Origin of the sequence: Roseibium salinum (assembly GCF_026240905.1) — a bacterium.
Lineage (GTDB): Bacteria > Pseudomonadota > Alphaproteobacteria > Rhizobiales > Stappiaceae > Roseibium > Roseibium salinum.
In genome coordinates this window covers 638,335-653,831 of record NZ_JAPEVI010000003.1, presented here as the reverse complement: position 1 = coordinate 653,831, position 15,497 = coordinate 638,335, and the positions used below count along the sequence as shown (strand labels likewise).

The window sequence follows — 15,497 nt, the reverse complement described above, 5'->3', positions numbered from 1 at the left end:
CTTCCCTGACGCGGCTCTTATTGCGCCCCTCTCAGGCGGGGACCGCCGTCACGCCATTCGTACCAGACATAGCCCGGCACGTTGCTGTCGCCGTTCTCGTCGAACGAGACCGGCCCCAGCACGGTGTCGAAAGTGCCTTGATCGAGTGCCGCGGAAACTTCTTCAAGTGCCGTGCCGCCGGCCGCTTCGGCCGCCTGTGCCCAGGCCTGAACGGCCGCGTAGGTGGTCAGCGCATAGCGATCCGCCGGCTTTCCGGCTTCTTCCAGTGCGCTTATGACAGTCCGGGCGGCCGGAATGTCCCGCGGGTTCAGCGGATAGCTCAGCAGAGTGCCGTTGGCCGCCGGGCCTGCCACCGACCAGTAGTCTTCGGTCACCAGGGCATCGCCCGCGACCAGAACCGCGCCCAGGTCCTGCCGCTCCATTTCTAGCTTGATCAGCCCGGCTTCCGGCGGATACCCGCCCAGATAGACGACGCCGATGTCTTCCAGGGCGAGCTGGGACACCAAGTAGCGGTAATCGTCATCACCCGCGTCAAAGCCAAGGGCAATGCTCTCGGTTGTTCCAAGCTCCGTCATGACGGACTTGACCGCATCGGTAAGGCCTTTGCCGTAGACGGTCTTGTCATGAAGGATCGCAATGCGTTCACCGCCGAACTCCTGCGCCAGAAGGCGGCCGGCCAGCCGGGCCTGCTGATCGTCCCTTGGCGCCATCCGGAACACGCCTTCGCCCGGCCGCTCGTCGGTATATGCGGGCAAGGTGGTACCCGGAGAAATCTGGACGATGCCGGCATTCGAATAGACATCGCTAGCCGGTATGGAAGCGGCAAAGCACAGATGCCCGGCGACGAACCGGACACCCTTGCCGACCAGCTGATTGGCCACGGCCCTGGCCGTTTCCGCGTCACAGTTATCGTCGGCAATTTCAAGAACCAGCGGTTCGCCGTTCACGCCGCCGGCGGCATTGATGTCGGCAATTGCCTGCTCGGCTCCGGCCTGCATCTGGGCGCCGAACTCCGCGAACTGGCCTTTCATCGGGCCCGCGACGGCGATCGGAATCTCGGCAGACGCCGCGCCGGGCAAAATGCAGGAAACCAGAACGGCCGCGCTGGCGGCAAGCTGCAGATATCTCATCGGCCTCCCCGGATTTCCAAGTGTTTCGTTTCTTACAGGTACCCCGAGCAGAGGCCAAGCTCAATGCGCCCGCATGCAAAATGCCGGCTGCTCCGAACAAGCGGCCTGTTCCGGAAAGCTGTGCTCCCTGGCAAGATGGATCGGGAAATCTTCAACGATCGGCCCGCTTGTCCGCTTTCTCGCCCTTTCACTTGACGGCAACTTGATCTAGGCACAGTGGAACAGGACGAATAAACTCCCGTTTCGTCAGAAGCTTGATCCGATTCCCTTGCCCCCAAGGAGCCGACAGAATGTCCTCATCCTCCTCAGATTCGACAGACCAGGGCAAGCTGACACTGGATGCACAAAGCTTTCGGGAAGCGATGAGCCGGATCGCGGCGGCCGTGCACGTGGTGACGACGGATGGCCCGGCCGGGCGCATGGGCGCCACCGTTTCCGCCGCCTGTTCGGTCAGCGATGATCCTCCAAGCATCCTCGTCTGCCTCAACCGCCTTACCCGGATCCACGCGGCCGTGCTGACGAACCGCAGTTTCTGCCTCAATACCCTGGGCGACGATCACGAGGAGATTTCCGAGGCTTTTGCCGGGCGGAACAAGCTGGAGATGGACGACCGGTTCGCAAAGGGCAGCTGGACGCGGCTCGCAACCGGCTGTCCGGCACTCGACAATGCTCGCCTCAGTGTCGATTGCGAGGTGTTTTCGGTCACCGAAATGGGCACCCATTCCATTATCGTCGGTACGGTCGCCGATTTGCGGGTTTCCGCCCCCGGCAAATCCCTGCTCTATGTGCGCCGGGGATACAAAAGCCTCGACACGTGATCTGCTTCGGATCACATTCCTCTTTCCGCTCCGTCAAACCTGGACTGACAGCTCATGGCCGGCCTGCGCAACCTCATCACCGACGTTCCCGGCCTCAAGGTCGGCAATGCCTCCGACGAGGAGCTGAAATCCGGCGCGACGGTTCTTGTCCCGGACGAGCCCGCCGTCACGTCCGTCGCAATCCATGGGGGCGCGCCCGGCACACGGGAGATCGCACTGCTGGAGCCGGAACAGACGATCGAAAAGATTGACGCCATCGTGCTCGCCGGCGGCTCCGCCTTCGGCCTCGATGCCGGTGCGGGGGTTCAGGGACGCCTGGCGGACCTCGGCTACGGCTTTCAGATCGGCCCCGTCCGGGTTCCGATCGTGCCGACCGCGATCCTGTTCGATCTCCTGAACGGCGGCGACAAGAGCTGGGGTCAGGCAGCGCCCTACCGCGATCTCGGCCGCTCCGCGCTGGACGCCATCGGCCATGAGTTTCCCCTTGGCTCGGTCGGTGCCGGGACCGGTGCGACGACCGCCAACCTGAAAGGCGGTCTCGGCTCCGCATCACAGGTGCTTCAGAACGGCGTCACGATCGGGGCGATTGTTGCGGTCAATGCGCTCGGACGGGCAACGATCGGCGACAGCGCGCATTTCTGGGCCGCACCCTTCGAAATCGACGGGGAATTCGGAGGCCGGGGAATGGCACACCCCCTGCCTGCGGACAGCACCGCCGTGCGAACGAAACTCGACGGGCTGAAGGCCGGCGCCAATACCACCATCGCAGCCGTCGCCACGGACGCGATCCTGACCAAGGGTGAAGCCAAGCGCCTTGCCGTGATGGCTCACGACGGCCTCGCCCGGGCGCTCTGGCCGGCGCACACGCCTTTGGACGGCGATCTGGTTTTCGCTCTGTCGACCGGTCAGCGCAAACTGAAAAACGGTCTGGAAGACATGGTCCAGCTCGGGGCCGCCGCAGCCGCCTGTCTTGCGCGCGCCATTGCCAGAGGCATCTATCACGCCTCCCCCGCCCCGGGCGATCCGGTCCCGACCTGGCGGCAGCGGTTCGGACGCTAGAGAAAGGCCTCAGGCAGCCCTGCGGCCCAGTTGCCCGGCGCGGCTCAGCATCTTTTCCCGGTCGCTGCCACTCGACCCGCGGACGGGTGCGAACATGTGATATCCCCTGGGCTTGAGCCCACAGAAGTCGAGGATCTGCTTTTCGGTCTGCTTGCGCGCGCCGGAGCCGTAGATCCAGCGGAAGTACCAGCCCGGCGTATCCGAGGTCACCAGCACCTCTGCCGTGCGCCCCGCAAGCAGCTTTTCCGGCAGGGGTTTTCCCGAGACATACCGGAATGCCATGCCCGGCAGCAGGATCCGGTCGAACACGCCCTTCAGCTTGGCGGGAAGCCCGCCCCACCAGAGGGGATGGACGACGACGAAGTGCTCGCACCAGACGATATCGTCCCAGAGCGCCTGAAGATCCGGTTCCCATGGCCGGGTGCCGGAAAAAGTCGACTGGCCGAAGTCGGGGTTGAACGCCATCCCGGACAGATGCCGCACGCGGACTTCGTGTCCGTTATTCCAGGCACTATGGGCGTATGCATCGCCCAGGGCCTGGCAGAAGGTATCTTTGGCCGGATGTCCGTCGAGGATCAGAATACGTGTCATCTCACACCTTTTCCGGAGCCTTCAGCGCTGGTAGGCGAACTGACTGCTCCAAGATCTTGCGATTGTTTCATTTTTCTGCATTCGCGCGGTTCGACGCGAATGCAGTTCGATCCAGCTGGTGCGGCTCAACTCTAAAATTGACCACGGTCATTTATTGACATCGTTACGCTTGTAGGTCAAGGTATTTTTTGACCGTGGTCATTTTTATGAGGATTCATGACACGCAAACCGCAGCAGCGCAGTGTTGCCACCAGAGCACGGGTGCTGCAGGCCGCCAGGGAACTGACCCATCGCCACGGCCTGGAACAGGTCACCGCCGAATCCGTCGCCGTGGAAGCCGGGGTCGCCAAGGGAACCGTGTTCGCGCATTTCGGGGATATGGACGGCCTGCTCTCACATGTGCTGCTGGACCGGCTGAACGCGCTTCACTCAACGCAGGAGGAAGAGGCTGCCTCGGCGGAAATGCCGGCGGATCCCGTCGGAAATCTGCTCCGGCGGATCATGGCCTTCATTGCGGTGATCACGGACAGCCCGACGATCCTGCGTCTGTTCCTGGACAATATCGGCGTGACGAAACCCAATTGCGCTGCGGAATTCGTCGAGACGCTCGGGGCGCTCGATGCGGATCTGGCCTCATATCTGGGAACCTGGCAGGCTGACGAAGCCGTCCGTCCGGCCTTGCGGCAAGACCGCTCTCCGGCGGAATTGGTCGATGGACTGATCGCCTTCATGATCCACGGGGCGATCCTCTTGAAAAGTCATCAATTGACCGATCGCGCCGCGCTGGAGGCCAGGCTGCGGCGACACGTGGAAGCCTATCTGCTCGCTTGCTGATGGAGAGACACTACGTTTCGTCCGAATGACGCCAGGCGGACAAAGCTCAATCGCCGTCGGGAAGTTCCGCCGGCCAGTTCACCACGTGATGCTCGTAATCCTGAAGCGCCATGCCGTCTTCGGGAACAGTCCGGCCGCGCACCGATATTCCGGCCTGGTGCACCGTCTCCGGATCGCCGGAGACCAGAGGATGCCACCAGTAGAGATCAAGCCCCTCCCTGACCAGTCGATAGGCGCATGTCGGCGGCAGCCAGGTCAGCGTGCGCACTTCTTCCGGCGTCAGCTGAATACAGTCGGGCACTGTTGCCGCCCGGTTCTCATAGTCCTTGCAGCGGCAGCTCCGACCGTCCAAAAGGGTGCAAGCGACGTCGGTCCAGACGATCTCGCCGGTGTCCCAGTCTTCCAGTTTGTTGAGACAGCACCGGGCACACCCGTCGCACAGGGACTCCCACTCGGAGGTGCTCATGTCCTCCAGGGTCTTGGTTTTCCAGAACGGCAGGTCGCCAGTGAGTGAGTCCGCTTTCATTCTTCTTTCTTTGCCGTTGGAAAGCCGGTTCCCGCCTATCATGCAAACGGCAGGGCGGCAAGCGGTTGCAAGCCTGTCCCTCGCCTTCCGGCGCCCGCTGATCCGGCCCGGAGCGGCCAGGATTCAGGAAAGATCAATAAACCATACGTCATATAGACTGCGATCCGAGACTGGTTTTCACGCACCCAAAAAACCGGTAATTTGAAATCGGCCCCTCTTGATCCCGGACACAGAGTATCGCGTGGCAGACGAACGGCAATCAAATGACAAAGACGGCAACGTTACGCTGCGCAAGCGTGGCCGTATCCGCCGGTTTTTCCTTGCGATCGATGCCCTTGTCGACACCGCGCTCTGGAAAAGCGGCACCGCGTTGCGCCGTACGATCGAAGGCTACGACGCTTTTCTGCGCCGGTTCCGCGCTCATGGGATCTGGCGCGCCTTGTCGGAGCTGTGTTCCGATGGCCTGACCTTCGGCGTCATCGGCTTCGTGATCGTGCTGGCCTTTGCCCAGCCCGCCTTCGAGGCAACCCGCTATGCCGACTGGAAGACAACCGAGGATTTCGCCGTCACCTTTCTGGACAGGTTCGGCAATGAAATCGGACGCCGGGGCATCGTACTCAACGACAGTGTTCCCCTGGAGGAGATTCCCGATTCGCTCGTCAAGGCCACACTGGCGACCGAGGACCGGCGCTTCTTCATGCATTTCGGCATCGATTTCGTCGGCACCTTCCGCGCGATGGTGGAAAATGCCCGCGCAGGCGGTGTCGTCCAGGGCGGATCGACACTGACCCAGCAGCTTGCCAAAAACCTCTTCCTGAACAACGAGCGCAGCCTGAGCCGCAAGATCAAGGAAGCGTATCTGGCCCTGTGGTTGGAGGCCAATCTCTCCAAGCAGGAAATCCTCAAGCTCTACCTGGACCGGGCCTATATGGGCGGGGGCGTTTTCGGCGTGACTGCCGCCGCGGAGTTCTATTTCAACAAGAACGTGCGCGAGCTGACACTCGCCGAAAGCGCCATGCTTGCAGGCCTCTACAAGGCGCCGACCAAATATGCCCCGCATATCAACCTTCCCGCGGCGCGCGCCCGCGCCAATGAAGTGCTGACCAACATGGTTCAGTCCGAACTCCTGACCGAAGGACAGGTGATCGGCGCCCGCCGCAACCCGGCCCTGGCGGTTGACCGCTCCCAGGAGCAATTGCCCGAATATTTCCTCGACTGGGGCCTGGAGGAGGTGAAAAAGCTCGCCCGCCGCAATCCCGCCCTCGCCCGCGACCGTATCGTGACGGTCCGGACAACCCTGGACCCGGCCCTGCAGCGCCAGGCGGCCCTGGCGGTCGAAACGGTCTTGAGAGAGAACGGCAAGCTGCGCGATGCGAACGAAGCCGCCCTGGTCTCGATGATCCCGGACGGAGCCGTGGTCGCCATGGTCGGCGGAAGGTCCTATGGCGAAAGCCAGTTCAACCGCGCCGTCAACGCCCTGCGCCAGCCGGGATCCTCCTTCAAGCCCTTCGTCTATATGACCGCGTTCCTGAACGGCTATACCCCGGAGAGTATCGTACCGGACCGGCCGGTCTGGATCGGCAACTGGTCGCCGAAGAATTACACGAGAAGCTATCGCGGCCCCGTCAGCCTGAAACTGGCGCTGACCAAGTCGATCAACACCATTCCGGTGCGCCTTTCCCTGGATTTCGGCCGGGAGAAGATCATCGAAACCGCCTATGCCATGGGCATCTCGCATGAGCTGGAGAATTCTCTCTCTCTGCCCATCGGATCATCGGAAGTGACCGTGATCGACATGGCATCGGCCTATTCCTCATTGGCCAACGGCGGGTACAAGGCCGCCCCTTACGCCATCTTGGAAGTTGCCAACAGTGCCGGTACGGTGCTCTACCGCCGGGAAAGGGATGGGCCGGAGCCAAAACGGGTGCTGCCCGAAGACAAGGTCCACCAGATCAACGATATCCTAGTCAATGTGGTCGAGGAAGGCACGGGGCGGCGGGCCCGGATCGACGGGGTTGTCGCCGCCGGCAAGACCGGCACGACCAACGCCTACAGGGACGCCTGGTTCGTCGGCTACACCGGCAACTTCACCACCGCCGTCTGGTTCGGCAATGACGACTTCACCTCGACCCGGCGCGTGACCGGCGGCAGCCTGCCTGCAATGACCTGGCATCAGTTCATGGACTATGCCCATAACGGCATTGAGCTTGCCCGGATGCCGGGCGTCGATGCCGAGACCCTTCCTCGACTCGCGCGCGCCGCCCCCACCACGCAGGCCGACGAGGACGCCGAGGCGCCACAGCCGCGCGTCTTGAAACGGCGCACGCAGGAACTGCTGCTCGGCATCGGCGACAATCTGCGAAGGATTGTGGCACAGGACAGTGCGAAGGCGGATATCGAGCCGGCTACCTCCACCGCCGCGACCGACCTGGCGGCCGCGCAATGACCGACGCCGCTCTCCGGCCGCACAAGGCCACGCATGGCGAAGCCGACTGGTACCAGGACGAACTGCCACGGGCCATACGGCCCTACCGCGGTCACCCTGTGCGCACGCTGTTTACGATCGCCGTAATCCTGGTGCTGGCGTCGCTCCTGGGAATCAGCTCAGCCTATCTGGTCATCGAGCGCGAGCAGCCCCTCGACGCGGTCACCCTCGGTCCTTGGCACGCCTATCCGAAGGCGGGCACCGCGGAAGCGGATCCCTATTCCGTCGCCATCTACACGCGCGGCGCCGTTATCCCTCTGGCCAGCGGCGAAGGGCTTGCGCTGGTCGCGCGGGAAGACAGCGCGGGGCGTCAGCTCGACCCGACCTGCGTCTACCGGATCGCGGGACAGACCCCCTCCGCAAGGCTCTGGACGATCACCACGGTGAACGGTCACGGCAATCTGGTTAAAACGCTGTCCGGACGCGTGCAATTGGTCAGCCAGAACCTCCTGCGCAATGCGGACGGCTCGTTTGAGATCACCGCCGCCAAGGCGGCCCATTCCGGCAACTGGCTGCCGCTGGCCGCCGACGCCCGAGCCGGCGACGGCCTGCGCTTCGTTCTGCGGCTCTACGATGCACCGGTCACCACGGGTGCGGCCCTCGACGGCGTCAACATGCCGGTCATAGACAGGCTGGGCTGCCCATGACGCTTTCGCCCCGCTTCAGCCTCACTGTCGGCATGCTGGCAACGCTCTGTCTTGCCGCCATCATCCACATACTGGTGGTGCTCGCCATTCCGCGCAACGTTCAGCACAGCGCCTACGACAACATCGCCAAACACGGGCCCGACCGGCAGTTCAACCTGCTGCCGGATGTCGAACCCGGCCAGGAGGCCCTGCCGGACCTCGACCCGGCGATGAAACATGCCGTCTGCCGGTTCCAGCTGGCCAACGGACCGGTGCTCTTCGACGCCAGCATTCCGGTGTCCTTCTGGTCGATCGGGCTGTTCAATTCGGCCGGGGAAGCCGTCTACAGTCTCAACAACCGCACGGCCGGCGCTGAGCGTCTCTCCATGCTGGTGCTGACCACGGAACAGCTCTCCATCCTGCGCGAGCGGCCGCCGGAGAACCTTGAGGATCTGATCGTCATCGAGACGGAAGACACCCTGAGCGGTTTTGCCCTGCTGCGGGCCTATGTTCCGCATCCTTCGAAAGCGGATGCGGTCGACGCGGCGCTGAAACGCGCGCTCTGCGGGAAGATATAGCGGCCGGCACGGCGCGCCTTGCCTTACTTGACCACCGGCGCCCTCTCCAGGCCCCACCCCTTGTAGATCCGGGATCGGCGGACCGGCTCGTCATAGCCAGAGCCGTTCGGCGTCTCGCAGCTGGCTTCGGCGAGCCTCACCTGGCCTTCCAGTTCCCGGATGGCGTTGTTGACCTTCCACAGGCGATCGCGGCTCGGCGTTTCGATTTCCAGGCCGTCCAGCGCCTTCCTGTAGGCTATGATGCGGTAGCGCAGCGCCTGGCCGACCCATTTGATCATGACCCGGTTTTCCCAGACACGCGCCTTGGCGCCTTCATAGGTTTCCTCGGTGGTGATCGGCTTGTTCTTCAGAACCCGCAGCCGCTCGTCATCCGCCGCGCGCACCCTGATCGCGACCTCGCAGAAGGGCATGACCAGTTCCGCGTCGCCCGAAGCATCCGCGGCGATCTTGTCGTAGCGGGCATCGGAGGACTTGAACCTGTCAGAGCGCAGATAGAGGAAATAGAGATCGGGCGGCACACGGCCTTCGGTTTCCGGCAGGACACGCGTGCGCGACAGTTCCACCATGGTTCCGCCGATCCAGTCCTTGGTCCAGGGCGGCCGGATCAGCGTCCAGCCGCGATTGCGCAGCAGCTTTTCATCATTGGTGTAGTTGAACTTCGAGACGGGGTCGCCGCGAAGCCGGGCAGCTTCATTTCCTACCGCCGGCATGAGATCGTCATGAATGACGGAGGGTTTCGCCCTGCCGAAATCGCCTGTCGGGCGCGTGCACGCGCTCAACGCGGTTGCGGCAACAAGCACCATCGCGGCGAGTGCCGGCGCCTGCCTGATCCATTGGCCCCTGCCCTTCACGGGCGCGGAGCCGGAATATGCCGCTTTACCTGTGCCCATCGGGCGTGTCTCCAGACGCTTGTCATGTCAGTGGTGCGGCTGGAGGGGCGGGACCGTCAGTCCTTGTCGGAGCCAGCAGGTCCAGCAGCCTTTCCGATGGTGTTGATTCGCGCGGCAAGATCAAGGTCATGACGCTCATAGCGGATACCTGGGAAGAGGATAACCTCTCCAAAGGTCTCCCGGCGCTGTGGTCGCGGATAGTTGCGGCCATGGCTCACACGTGCAGCGGGCCGGCGCGCTGATGCAAAGTCCAACAAGGTGCCCATCGTCTCCTCCTTCGGTGCCGATCTCCCGAGCGGTGTATTACCGGCCGGACACGGTCAAACGGGCGACGCATTACTTCCTGCAGCCATCATTAAGAAGCTGTCAGGGTTAACAGCATGCTAACGCTTTTCCGGCAATTTGAACGAAACAACTACTGCCGGTCGTCCGGTCTCCTGTATTTCGTAGACGGGTGTCATGCGCCAATCTCAATCCTTCAACCGTTGTGTGCCCGGTTCGGTTCCGCCTCAGAAGAACGCGGCCAGCCGGTCCTCAGATCGCGGCATTCTGCTCGCAGCGACGGAACTCTTTGTCGAGCGCTCCCGGCATGATGCTGAAGAAACTAAGATTTTTCTGGAGCTGGCGCGAAACCTCCTGCCGTCCACCGTGCCCGAAGACCGGCGCCGGATCGCCAATCTGCTGGCGGCGCATCCGGAGATGCCGGATGATTTCCTGGAGCTTCTGGCATCCGACGAGGACGAACTCACCGCCTATCCGGCGCTTCGTTGCAGTCCAAGGCTTTCTGTGGATCTCCTTTTGCGGGTTGCCAGATCCGGCCCGGACTCCTTGAGAAAGGCGATCGCCAACCGTCCCTCGCTGCGCGAATCGGTGATCAGCGCCCTGTGCCAACATGCCGGTGCGAATGTCATCAGCATCCTTCTTGATCGGGACGATGTAACTCTGACACAGGCTCAACAGACAAAATTGAGTTGTCGTAGTGACATTGTTGCTACCCTTGGTTTAGTATTAGCCGGTCAGGACGCACTCAATCCGGATGGTCTGATGGCTCAATATCTGCACTTGCCCGCCCCCTTGAAGGCGAAAGCCATCGCGGCGGCTGAAATGACCAGCCTGCTCAGGCAGGCGCAAACGCCAGGCGGAACCGCGGAGCATCGCCCGGATTCGGCGCACCTCCGGCTGCAGAGCGCGCTGGTGGAAGAAGCCGTTGCCCAGAACAGGACGCACTTTGCCGACCTGCTCGCGCAGGGCCTCGGCTTGCCGCAAAGCAGCTGCGATCTTCTGCTGCAGGCGGACCAGAGCGACGGGCTGACGATTGCGCTGAAAGCACTCGGCATGTCTGCCTCCCAGACAACCACCATCCTGATCAGACTGTTCGGCGACAGCATACCGCTGAACAGTCTGCGCAACCTGCTGCGCCTGCACGGCACGCTAAGCTTCGGATCCGCCAACGTCCTTGTCGGCCAGTGGATGCTGCAGGGGCAAGCCGACCAGACGACGGGCGCTCACAAACCGGCCCCACAGCACGCGCCGCAGTTCCAGGAGCGCCGACGCCGCGAGGACATGCCGGGCTTCCCCTCCGAAGACCGGAGCGCGCGTCAGGGCGCAAGCCACGGTCAGGGCCGCCGGGTGAGCGGCGAATAGACCGACCGGCGGCGGCCCTCTACCGCGGGTAAGAGGCAGCGTGGGAATCGACCCCACGGCGATTGCCTGCGACCGAGAGCGAGGAACACGCAGTCGTTTCTCTGGATCAGACTGGATATTCTCTGGAAATGGCGGATGCGGCACTGGTGACCTCACAGGTCCGGTCGTCGCCAGGTCGAAGTGCTGAACCGGACGCTCCGCTGCAAAAACTCTAATACCGGAACACATCCGACCCCGGCCGGGGGTCGTCGCTTGCGATGGGGAGATCGACCCGGCCATCGCGTGCTTCGATTTCGACCAGCCAGTAATCCGGGTCCATACGCGCTTCGCTGCGCAGGCGCTCGTCCAGTCCCTCCCGGCCCACCTGCGACAACACCTGTTCAAACAGACGTCCGTCCGGCAGGTCGCTGAACATTGATTGCGGGGCGGGGCCGTAGAGGTCGAAGCGGCCGTCCAGCCGATCCACGCTGACGAACACGGCGCCGGCTTCCGCCGCCCCTCTTTTTGATACGGCGGCAAATCCGCCTTCACCGAAAATGCGGCGGACAAGTGCGCTGACGAAGAATTCCGAAGTGACCCGCATTGTCAGTCCTGTGCTGGAGCGGCTGCGAGCGGCGCCGCGTCCCGCCATGATCAGATGTCGGCATCCGAGATGCAAACCTGAACGCCGGTTGCCCGGGATACGGTCCCTAATAGCAGATGTCAGCGCGAAAGCGAGCGGCCGCTGATCGTCTCGAGACGCTCGATCACCTTCGGGCCCGGCTCGCCGGTCAGCGGCAGTCCCCGGTCGAGTTCAAAGCGTTTGATGGCGGCCGTCGTGTTTTCGCCCATCACGCCGTCGGCCTTCAAAGGACCGTAGCCGAGCTCCGACAAAGCCTTCTGCACCCTCATCAGATACGGATCGGCGTCGATGTCGGAGACTGTCTCGGCCGAGGCCATCTGCGCTTCGGTCCCGGAGAATCCGGGTTTGACATCGGGAACGGGAATCTGCCCCGCAAGCGGTTCATCGCCGTGCATGAGCACGAGCGCCAACAGCGCCTCGTTCGCCTCGCCCGTCTCCATTCGGCCGGCGCGGCGCTCAAAGGCGCGGATCGCACGTTCCGTTGCCGGGCCGTTCAATCCGTCGAGCGGCCCCTTGTAGAGGCCAATCCGGCGCATGGCGATCTGCATGTCCAGCACCAGCGTGGAAATTTCCTGAACCTGTATTCCGTTGCGGCGGCCGGCAGGTTCGGGAAGCTGCATCGTGTCGTGCCGATCGCGCGTTGCAAACAGCGGCGCAGGATGCCGGCCCGGCTGCAGACCGACCGCGTTGGCGACGATCAGGCAGGCGGTCAGTCCCATGACGACGGTGCCGCCGGCTGCGACCGGATTGTCCAGCGCAACATGGCCTGCCCGCGACATGAAGGTTTCCCGGCCCTTGGCCTGTTTTGTGTTCCTTGATTGTTTTGCCATGCCGCCGCCTATGCCGTTTTCGCCAGCTGCCGGATATCCGTCACAGCTTCGGCTGAACTGACACGCAAGGCCGGATTGGAACGCACAGGCAAACACACGACGACACTTTCTCCCTGACCCAGCGTGGTGACGAGCGAAAGTCGCCCACCGGTCCGCTCAAGCAGTTCACCGGCAAAGTCGAGGACGGATCTGCAGCTCTCCGCGCTCCAGCTGAGGCTCGACTGCCGGTTCCTGACCGAAAGCACGACTTCCAGATCGCTGGGTTTCTGGGAGCCCGCATATTTCCGCTCGCCCGAGACGGTCACCGTTGCACCGCTTCCCGAGGATTCGATCATGCAGGAAAGGATGAAGCTGAACGCTTGGCGAACCCGCTTCTCATCAGCCACGGCAGCCGGCAGGTCCGGTCCGGTCCTGATTTCAATGCCGACACCCTTCCCTGCCGCGCTTTGAGCGAGTAGCTCGCGACACTGGTCCAGGCAGGACCGCAGGTCGAAAGCGCCATAGACGGGGTCAGTTCCTGCGGTAACGTCGGGCATGAAATCCAGAACGCCGCCAAGCCGCTTGAGACCCGCCTCCCCGGCCTCTTTCACCAGGCAGGCTGCATCGCGAATATCGTTCACCGGCATCCCCTCGCCGCCGGCTTCCAGCCGGGAGGCATGGGCGATGATTTCCGAAAACGCGTTGCGGGCATCAATGCCCGCGGTTTCAAGCAGCGACCTGGAAACCCTGCCGGTCCGGCTTTCCCCGAGCGAGCGGACGAATTCCGGATCGCCTTCCTGCAAGCGCTCATCCAGCGGACGGACGGACAGAAGAAGCCTTCTGGTTTCCCCGGATGACTGGTCGCCCGCCGCCGGCCTTACATGCAGGTGCAGCGAACGGTACTCCGCCTGCCCGGTCTCCCCGGGCCTCGCTGCACCGATGCGCAGCCGAATACCGAACCCGGCCGGTGCGCCGCTGTGCCGGACGTCGGACAGCCGGCTCAGATAAAGCGGCCGGTCGGCCACATGCAATCGCTGGAACAGCCAGTCTTCCCCGCCCGCCGTCGGCACCGTACCGAAGATCCGTTTGACCGGACCGCCCAGGATCCGCATCCGTCCATCCTCGTCGAGTTCGCAGAAGATCTCTGACGCACTCTGACTGATGAGCTGCCGCCTGGTCTCAGATACCTGCACCGCGTTTTGCGCCCGCTTGCGGTCCAGCGATATCCGCAGCCCCAGCATGCCGACATAAATCAGCGCGGCCAGGACCGCGATGAAGCGGACCGGCCCGGGCAGCGGTTCGAATTGCGGCAGCGGCACGGAAAGAAAGCTGATCGCGGCCAGAAGCGTGCAGCAGAGCGCGGTAATGCCGATCGCCGTCCTGCGGCTCGTCGAGAACGCTGCTTCCACCGGCGGGATCAACAGCCAGGCGAGCGCAAAGGAATCGCTGCCGCCGGTCAGCAGACAGACCCCGGCGACGAAGCAGGCGAACAGTGTTGATGACAGACCGATCGCCCGGTTCAGATCTCCGGACTGCGACAGGTAAAGCGTCTGCGGCCACTGGCTCAGCATCCAGGCCAGCACGAGAATGGCGGCGGCATGGGGCGGGCCGGCCAGGGCGAGGTGGAGCGGCAGGACGAACAGAGCGGCGGCACCGCTCACGATACCGCTGATCAGAAACGAGCGATGCAGAGGAGCCATGAATACGTCTTCGGCGGCCTGAGGATGAATCATCCCGTCGACTCGCGCAGCCCAATGCTCCAACAAATCACTCAAACAATTCAAAATCTTACGCACTCTACGCTACCACACAACAGACGCGGCGTTTTCCGCTCGCAACTCCCATGGGCTCATTGTGTGCAGCAGCACTTAAGGAACGATAAAGGATGAATCGAAATTGCCAAAAAAGTACGAAACCGGTTCGCCACAGGCGGTTGTGCGGAGATGTCTAAAACTTGAATCAATTTATCGGAAAACTCGACTTAAATACCTGTTTCATTTTACGAAAATTGGCCTCGCGGGCTCAACCGGACATTCTCATGTCGTTGTTATGGTGCAGTCATAAAACAAGCGTGCCAACGGCATAAGGCGCGCTGGACTGAACAGACTATGGGTAGCGACATGTTCTTTCTGTTGAGGACAGCCTTCTGGCTCACACTGGTGCTGGTCCTGATTCCCCTTGGATCGGGTAGCGAAAGCACGTCAGAGGAAGCTGTAGATCCCGTCTCCGCCTTTCTGGCGGCGCAGGCAGCCGTATCGGACATCGGCAGCTTCTGCGACCGCAACCCCGACGCCTGCGAAACAGGCGGCGAAGCGTTGTCGGCCATCGGCAGCCGCGCCCGCGATGGCGCCCGGATCGTCTATGAATTTCTCGACACGCAGGTTGCCGAGCGAGTGGAAAGTGATGCCCTGGTAACAGGCTCCACGCCCGCACAGCCGACTGTTGACGCGACTTCGCTCGCGGCCGGTGCTCCTTCCTGGCAACCGGCCCTGGATAACGCCTCCCCCGAGGAGGCAGCTTTTGGGCCCGTGCCGCGGCCCAAGCCACACTCAGGCGTCAAATCCTGAGCAGACAATCCGCCGTTCTGGTTCCTGCGACCTCCTGGAACCGAAACGGTCGATTGCGCCCCCGCTGGAGCAGTGCCCGACAAGCACTGCGCCGACGGCTTTACTCCGGCGGATCATTCCGCAACGCCGCAGATGGACAGCTGCCCAGCCCGTCTGCGGCGTATTTTTCTTTTCCGCGCCTGACGCACATGCCCCATAAGCCGCCGCTTTCCCGTTACCCGCATTTGCACTTTGCGATGGGCAGGCTATATGAAGGCGTAACACCGATCTTGATCGGTCAGGACCTGTCGGCGTTCCACAACGGTTGACCGCCGGCGC

Annotated in this window: 16 protein-coding genes; 8 read left to right on the top strand and 8 right to left on the bottom strand. The window is 62.9% G+C overall.

From position 1 onward, the window contains the following. Window positions 1-17 precede the first annotated feature (17 nt). The gene (locus ON753_RS07525) at window positions 18-1,130 is read right to left on the bottom strand and encodes a branched-chain amino acid ABC transporter substrate-binding protein (protein ID WP_265961950.1); all 1,113 of its coding nucleotides are present in this window, start codon (window positions 1,128-1,130) and stop codon (window positions 18-20) included. 290 nt (window positions 1,131-1,420) lie between these two features. On the opposite strand from ON753_RS07525, the gene ON753_RS07520 reads away from it, so the two are divergent. Both ON753_RS07520 and ON753_RS07515 read left to right on the top strand, forming a co-directional pair. Next, a complete protein-coding gene (locus ON753_RS07520; RefSeq protein WP_265961949.1) occupies window positions 1,421-1,948 on the top strand; it encodes a flavin reductase in 528 nt (175 codons plus the stop codon). Window positions 1,949-2,002: 54 nt separating this feature from the next. Next, window positions 2,003-3,007 (top strand): P1 family peptidase, encoded by a 1,005-nt coding sequence (locus ON753_RS07515; protein WP_265961948.1) that lies wholly within the window; start codon window positions 2,003-2,005, stop codon window positions 3,005-3,007. Between the two features lie 9 nt (window positions 3,008-3,016). On the opposite strand, the gene ON753_RS07510 is transcribed toward ON753_RS07515, so the two are convergent. Further along, window positions 3,017-3,598: an NAD(P)H-dependent oxidoreductase gene (locus tag ON753_RS07510; protein WP_265961947.1), complete on the bottom strand. Its 582-nt coding sequence runs from the start codon at window positions 3,596-3,598 to the stop codon at window positions 3,017-3,019. 216 nt (window positions 3,599-3,814) lie between these two features. On the opposite strand from ON753_RS07510, the gene ON753_RS07505 reads away from it, so the two are divergent. Next, the gene (locus ON753_RS07505; protein ID WP_265961946.1) at window positions 3,815-4,432 is read left to right on the top strand and encodes a TetR/AcrR family transcriptional regulator; all 618 of its coding nucleotides are present in this window, start codon (window positions 3,815-3,817) and stop codon (window positions 4,430-4,432) included. Window positions 4,433-4,478: 46 nt separating this feature from the next. Here the strand turns inward: ON753_RS07505 and ON753_RS07500 are convergent, their stop codons facing one another. Continuing rightward, complete coding sequence (locus ON753_RS07500) at window positions 4,479-4,958, bottom strand: YcgN family cysteine cluster protein (RefSeq protein WP_265961945.1); 480 nt, start codon at window positions 4,956-4,958, stop codon at window positions 4,479-4,481. Window positions 4,959-5,199: 241 nt separating this feature from the next. Here ON753_RS07500 and ON753_RS07495 point away from each other — a divergent pair, with 241 nt between their 5' ends. Genes ON753_RS07495 through ON753_RS07485 form a run of 3 tightly spaced genes read left to right on the top strand, consistent with a single transcriptional unit; the run spans window position 5,200 to window position 8,647 of the window. Beyond that, a complete protein-coding gene (locus tag ON753_RS07495) occupies window positions 5,200-7,404 on the top strand; it encodes a transglycosylase domain-containing protein (protein ID WP_265961944.1) in 2,205 nt (734 codons plus the stop codon). Then, complete coding sequence (locus ON753_RS07490; RefSeq protein WP_265961943.1) at window positions 7,401-8,090, top strand: DUF1214 domain-containing protein; 690 nt, start codon at window positions 7,401-7,403, stop codon at window positions 8,088-8,090. The genes ON753_RS07495 and ON753_RS07490 overlap by 4 nt, the downstream gene beginning before the upstream one ends. Next, entirely contained in the window at window positions 8,087-8,647 is a 561-nt protein-coding gene (locus ON753_RS07485; RefSeq protein ID WP_265961942.1) for a DUF1254 domain-containing protein, read from the top strand. The genes ON753_RS07490 and ON753_RS07485 overlap by 4 nt, the downstream gene beginning before the upstream one ends. A gap of 23 nt (window positions 8,648-8,670) precedes the next feature. Here the strand turns inward: ON753_RS07485 and ON753_RS07480 are convergent, their stop codons facing one another. Both ON753_RS07480 and ON753_RS07475 read right to left on the bottom strand, forming a co-directional pair. Next, on the bottom strand, window positions 8,671-9,537 hold the full coding sequence (locus ON753_RS07480) for a hypothetical protein (RefSeq protein WP_265961941.1): 867 nt from the start codon (window positions 9,535-9,537) through the stop codon (window positions 8,671-8,673). Window positions 9,538-9,593: 56 nt separating this feature from the next. Further along, window positions 9,594-9,803 carry a hypothetical protein gene (locus tag ON753_RS07475; RefSeq protein WP_265961940.1) on the bottom strand — a complete coding sequence of 70 codons (210 nt, stop codon included), beginning with the start codon at window positions 9,801-9,803 and terminating at the stop codon, window positions 9,594-9,596. A 193-nt stretch (window positions 9,804-9,996) separates the two neighbouring features. Between ON753_RS07475 and ON753_RS07470 the strand changes: the two genes are divergently transcribed. Then, window positions 9,997-11,181, top strand: a complete 1,185-nt coding sequence (locus ON753_RS07470; protein WP_323054696.1) for a DUF2336 domain-containing protein — start codon at window positions 9,997-9,999, stop codon at window positions 11,179-11,181. Between the two features lie 211 nt (window positions 11,182-11,392). Here the strand turns inward: ON753_RS07470 and ON753_RS07465 are convergent, their stop codons facing one another. From ON753_RS07465 to ON753_RS07455, 3 genes are all read right to left on the bottom strand, one after another. Then, the gene (locus tag ON753_RS07465; protein ID WP_265961939.1) at window positions 11,393-11,764 is read right to left on the bottom strand and encodes a DUF1491 family protein; all 372 of its coding nucleotides are present in this window, start codon (window positions 11,762-11,764) and stop codon (window positions 11,393-11,395) included. A 119-nt stretch (window positions 11,765-11,883) separates the two neighbouring features. Further along, a complete protein-coding gene (locus ON753_RS07460) occupies window positions 11,884-12,633 on the bottom strand; it encodes a peptidoglycan-binding domain-containing protein (protein WP_265961938.1) in 750 nt (249 codons plus the stop codon). A gap of 8 nt (window positions 12,634-12,641) precedes the next feature. Next, entirely contained in the window at window positions 12,642-14,312 is a 1,671-nt protein-coding gene (locus tag ON753_RS07455) for a PAS domain-containing sensor histidine kinase (protein WP_265961937.1), read from the bottom strand. A gap of 420 nt (window positions 14,313-14,732) precedes the next feature. Between ON753_RS07455 and ON753_RS07450 the strand changes: the two genes are divergently transcribed. Then, window positions 14,733-15,179, top strand: a complete 447-nt coding sequence (locus ON753_RS07450) for a DUF5330 domain-containing protein (RefSeq protein ID WP_265961936.1) — start codon at window positions 14,733-14,735, stop codon at window positions 15,177-15,179. Window positions 15,180-15,497 lie beyond the last annotated feature (318 nt).

What these genes read in the sequence shown, in the direction of transcription:
- ON753_RS07525 (WP_265961950.1), bottom strand. Translation starts at nt 1,130, where the DNA reads ATGAGATATCTGCAGCTTGCCGCCAGCGCGGCCGTTCTGGTTTCCTGC.
- ON753_RS07520 (WP_265961949.1), top strand. Translation starts at nt 1,421, where the DNA reads ATGTCCTCATCCTCCTCAGATTCGACAGACCAGGGCAAGCTGACACTG.
- ON753_RS07515 (WP_265961948.1), top strand. Translation starts at nt 2,003, where the DNA reads ATGGCCGGCCTGCGCAACCTCATCACCGACGTTCCCGGCCTCAAGGTC.
- ON753_RS07510 (WP_265961947.1), bottom strand. Translation starts at nt 3,598, where the DNA reads ATGACACGTATTCTGATCCTCGACGGACATCCGGCCAAAGATACCTTC.
- ON753_RS07505 (WP_265961946.1), top strand. Translation starts at nt 3,815, where the DNA reads ATGACACGCAAACCGCAGCAGCGCAGTGTTGCCACCAGAGCACGGGTG.
- ON753_RS07500 (WP_265961945.1), bottom strand. Translation starts at nt 4,958, where the DNA reads ATGAAAGCGGACTCACTCACTGGCGACCTGCCGTTCTGGAAAACCAAG.
- ON753_RS07490 (WP_265961943.1), top strand. Translation starts at nt 7,401, where the DNA reads ATGACCGACGCCGCTCTCCGGCCGCACAAGGCCACGCATGGCGAAGCC.
- ON753_RS07485 (WP_265961942.1), top strand. Translation starts at nt 8,087, where the DNA reads ATGACGCTTTCGCCCCGCTTCAGCCTCACTGTCGGCATGCTGGCAACG.
- ON753_RS07480 (WP_265961941.1), bottom strand. Translation starts at nt 9,537, where the DNA reads ATGGGCACAGGTAAAGCGGCATATTCCGGCTCCGCGCCCGTGAAGGGC.
- ON753_RS07475 (WP_265961940.1), bottom strand. Translation starts at nt 9,803, where the DNA reads ATGGGCACCTTGTTGGACTTTGCATCAGCGCGCCGGCCCGCTGCACGT.
- ON753_RS07470 (WP_323054696.1), top strand. Translation starts at nt 9,997, where the DNA reads ATGCGCCAATCTCAATCCTTCAACCGTTGTGTGCCCGGTTCGGTTCCG.
- ON753_RS07465 (WP_265961939.1), bottom strand. Translation starts at nt 11,764, where the DNA reads ATGCGGGTCACTTCGGAATTCTTCGTCAGCGCACTTGTCCGCCGCATT.
- ON753_RS07460 (WP_265961938.1), bottom strand. Translation starts at nt 12,633, where the DNA reads ATGGCAAAACAATCAAGGAACACAAAACAGGCCAAGGGCCGGGAAACC.
- ON753_RS07455 (WP_265961937.1), bottom strand. Translation starts at nt 14,312, where the DNA reads ATGGCTCCTCTGCATCGCTCGTTTCTGATCAGCGGTATCGTGAGCGGT.
- ON753_RS07450 (WP_265961936.1), top strand. Translation starts at nt 14,733, where the DNA reads ATGTTCTTTCTGTTGAGGACAGCCTTCTGGCTCACACTGGTGCTGGTC.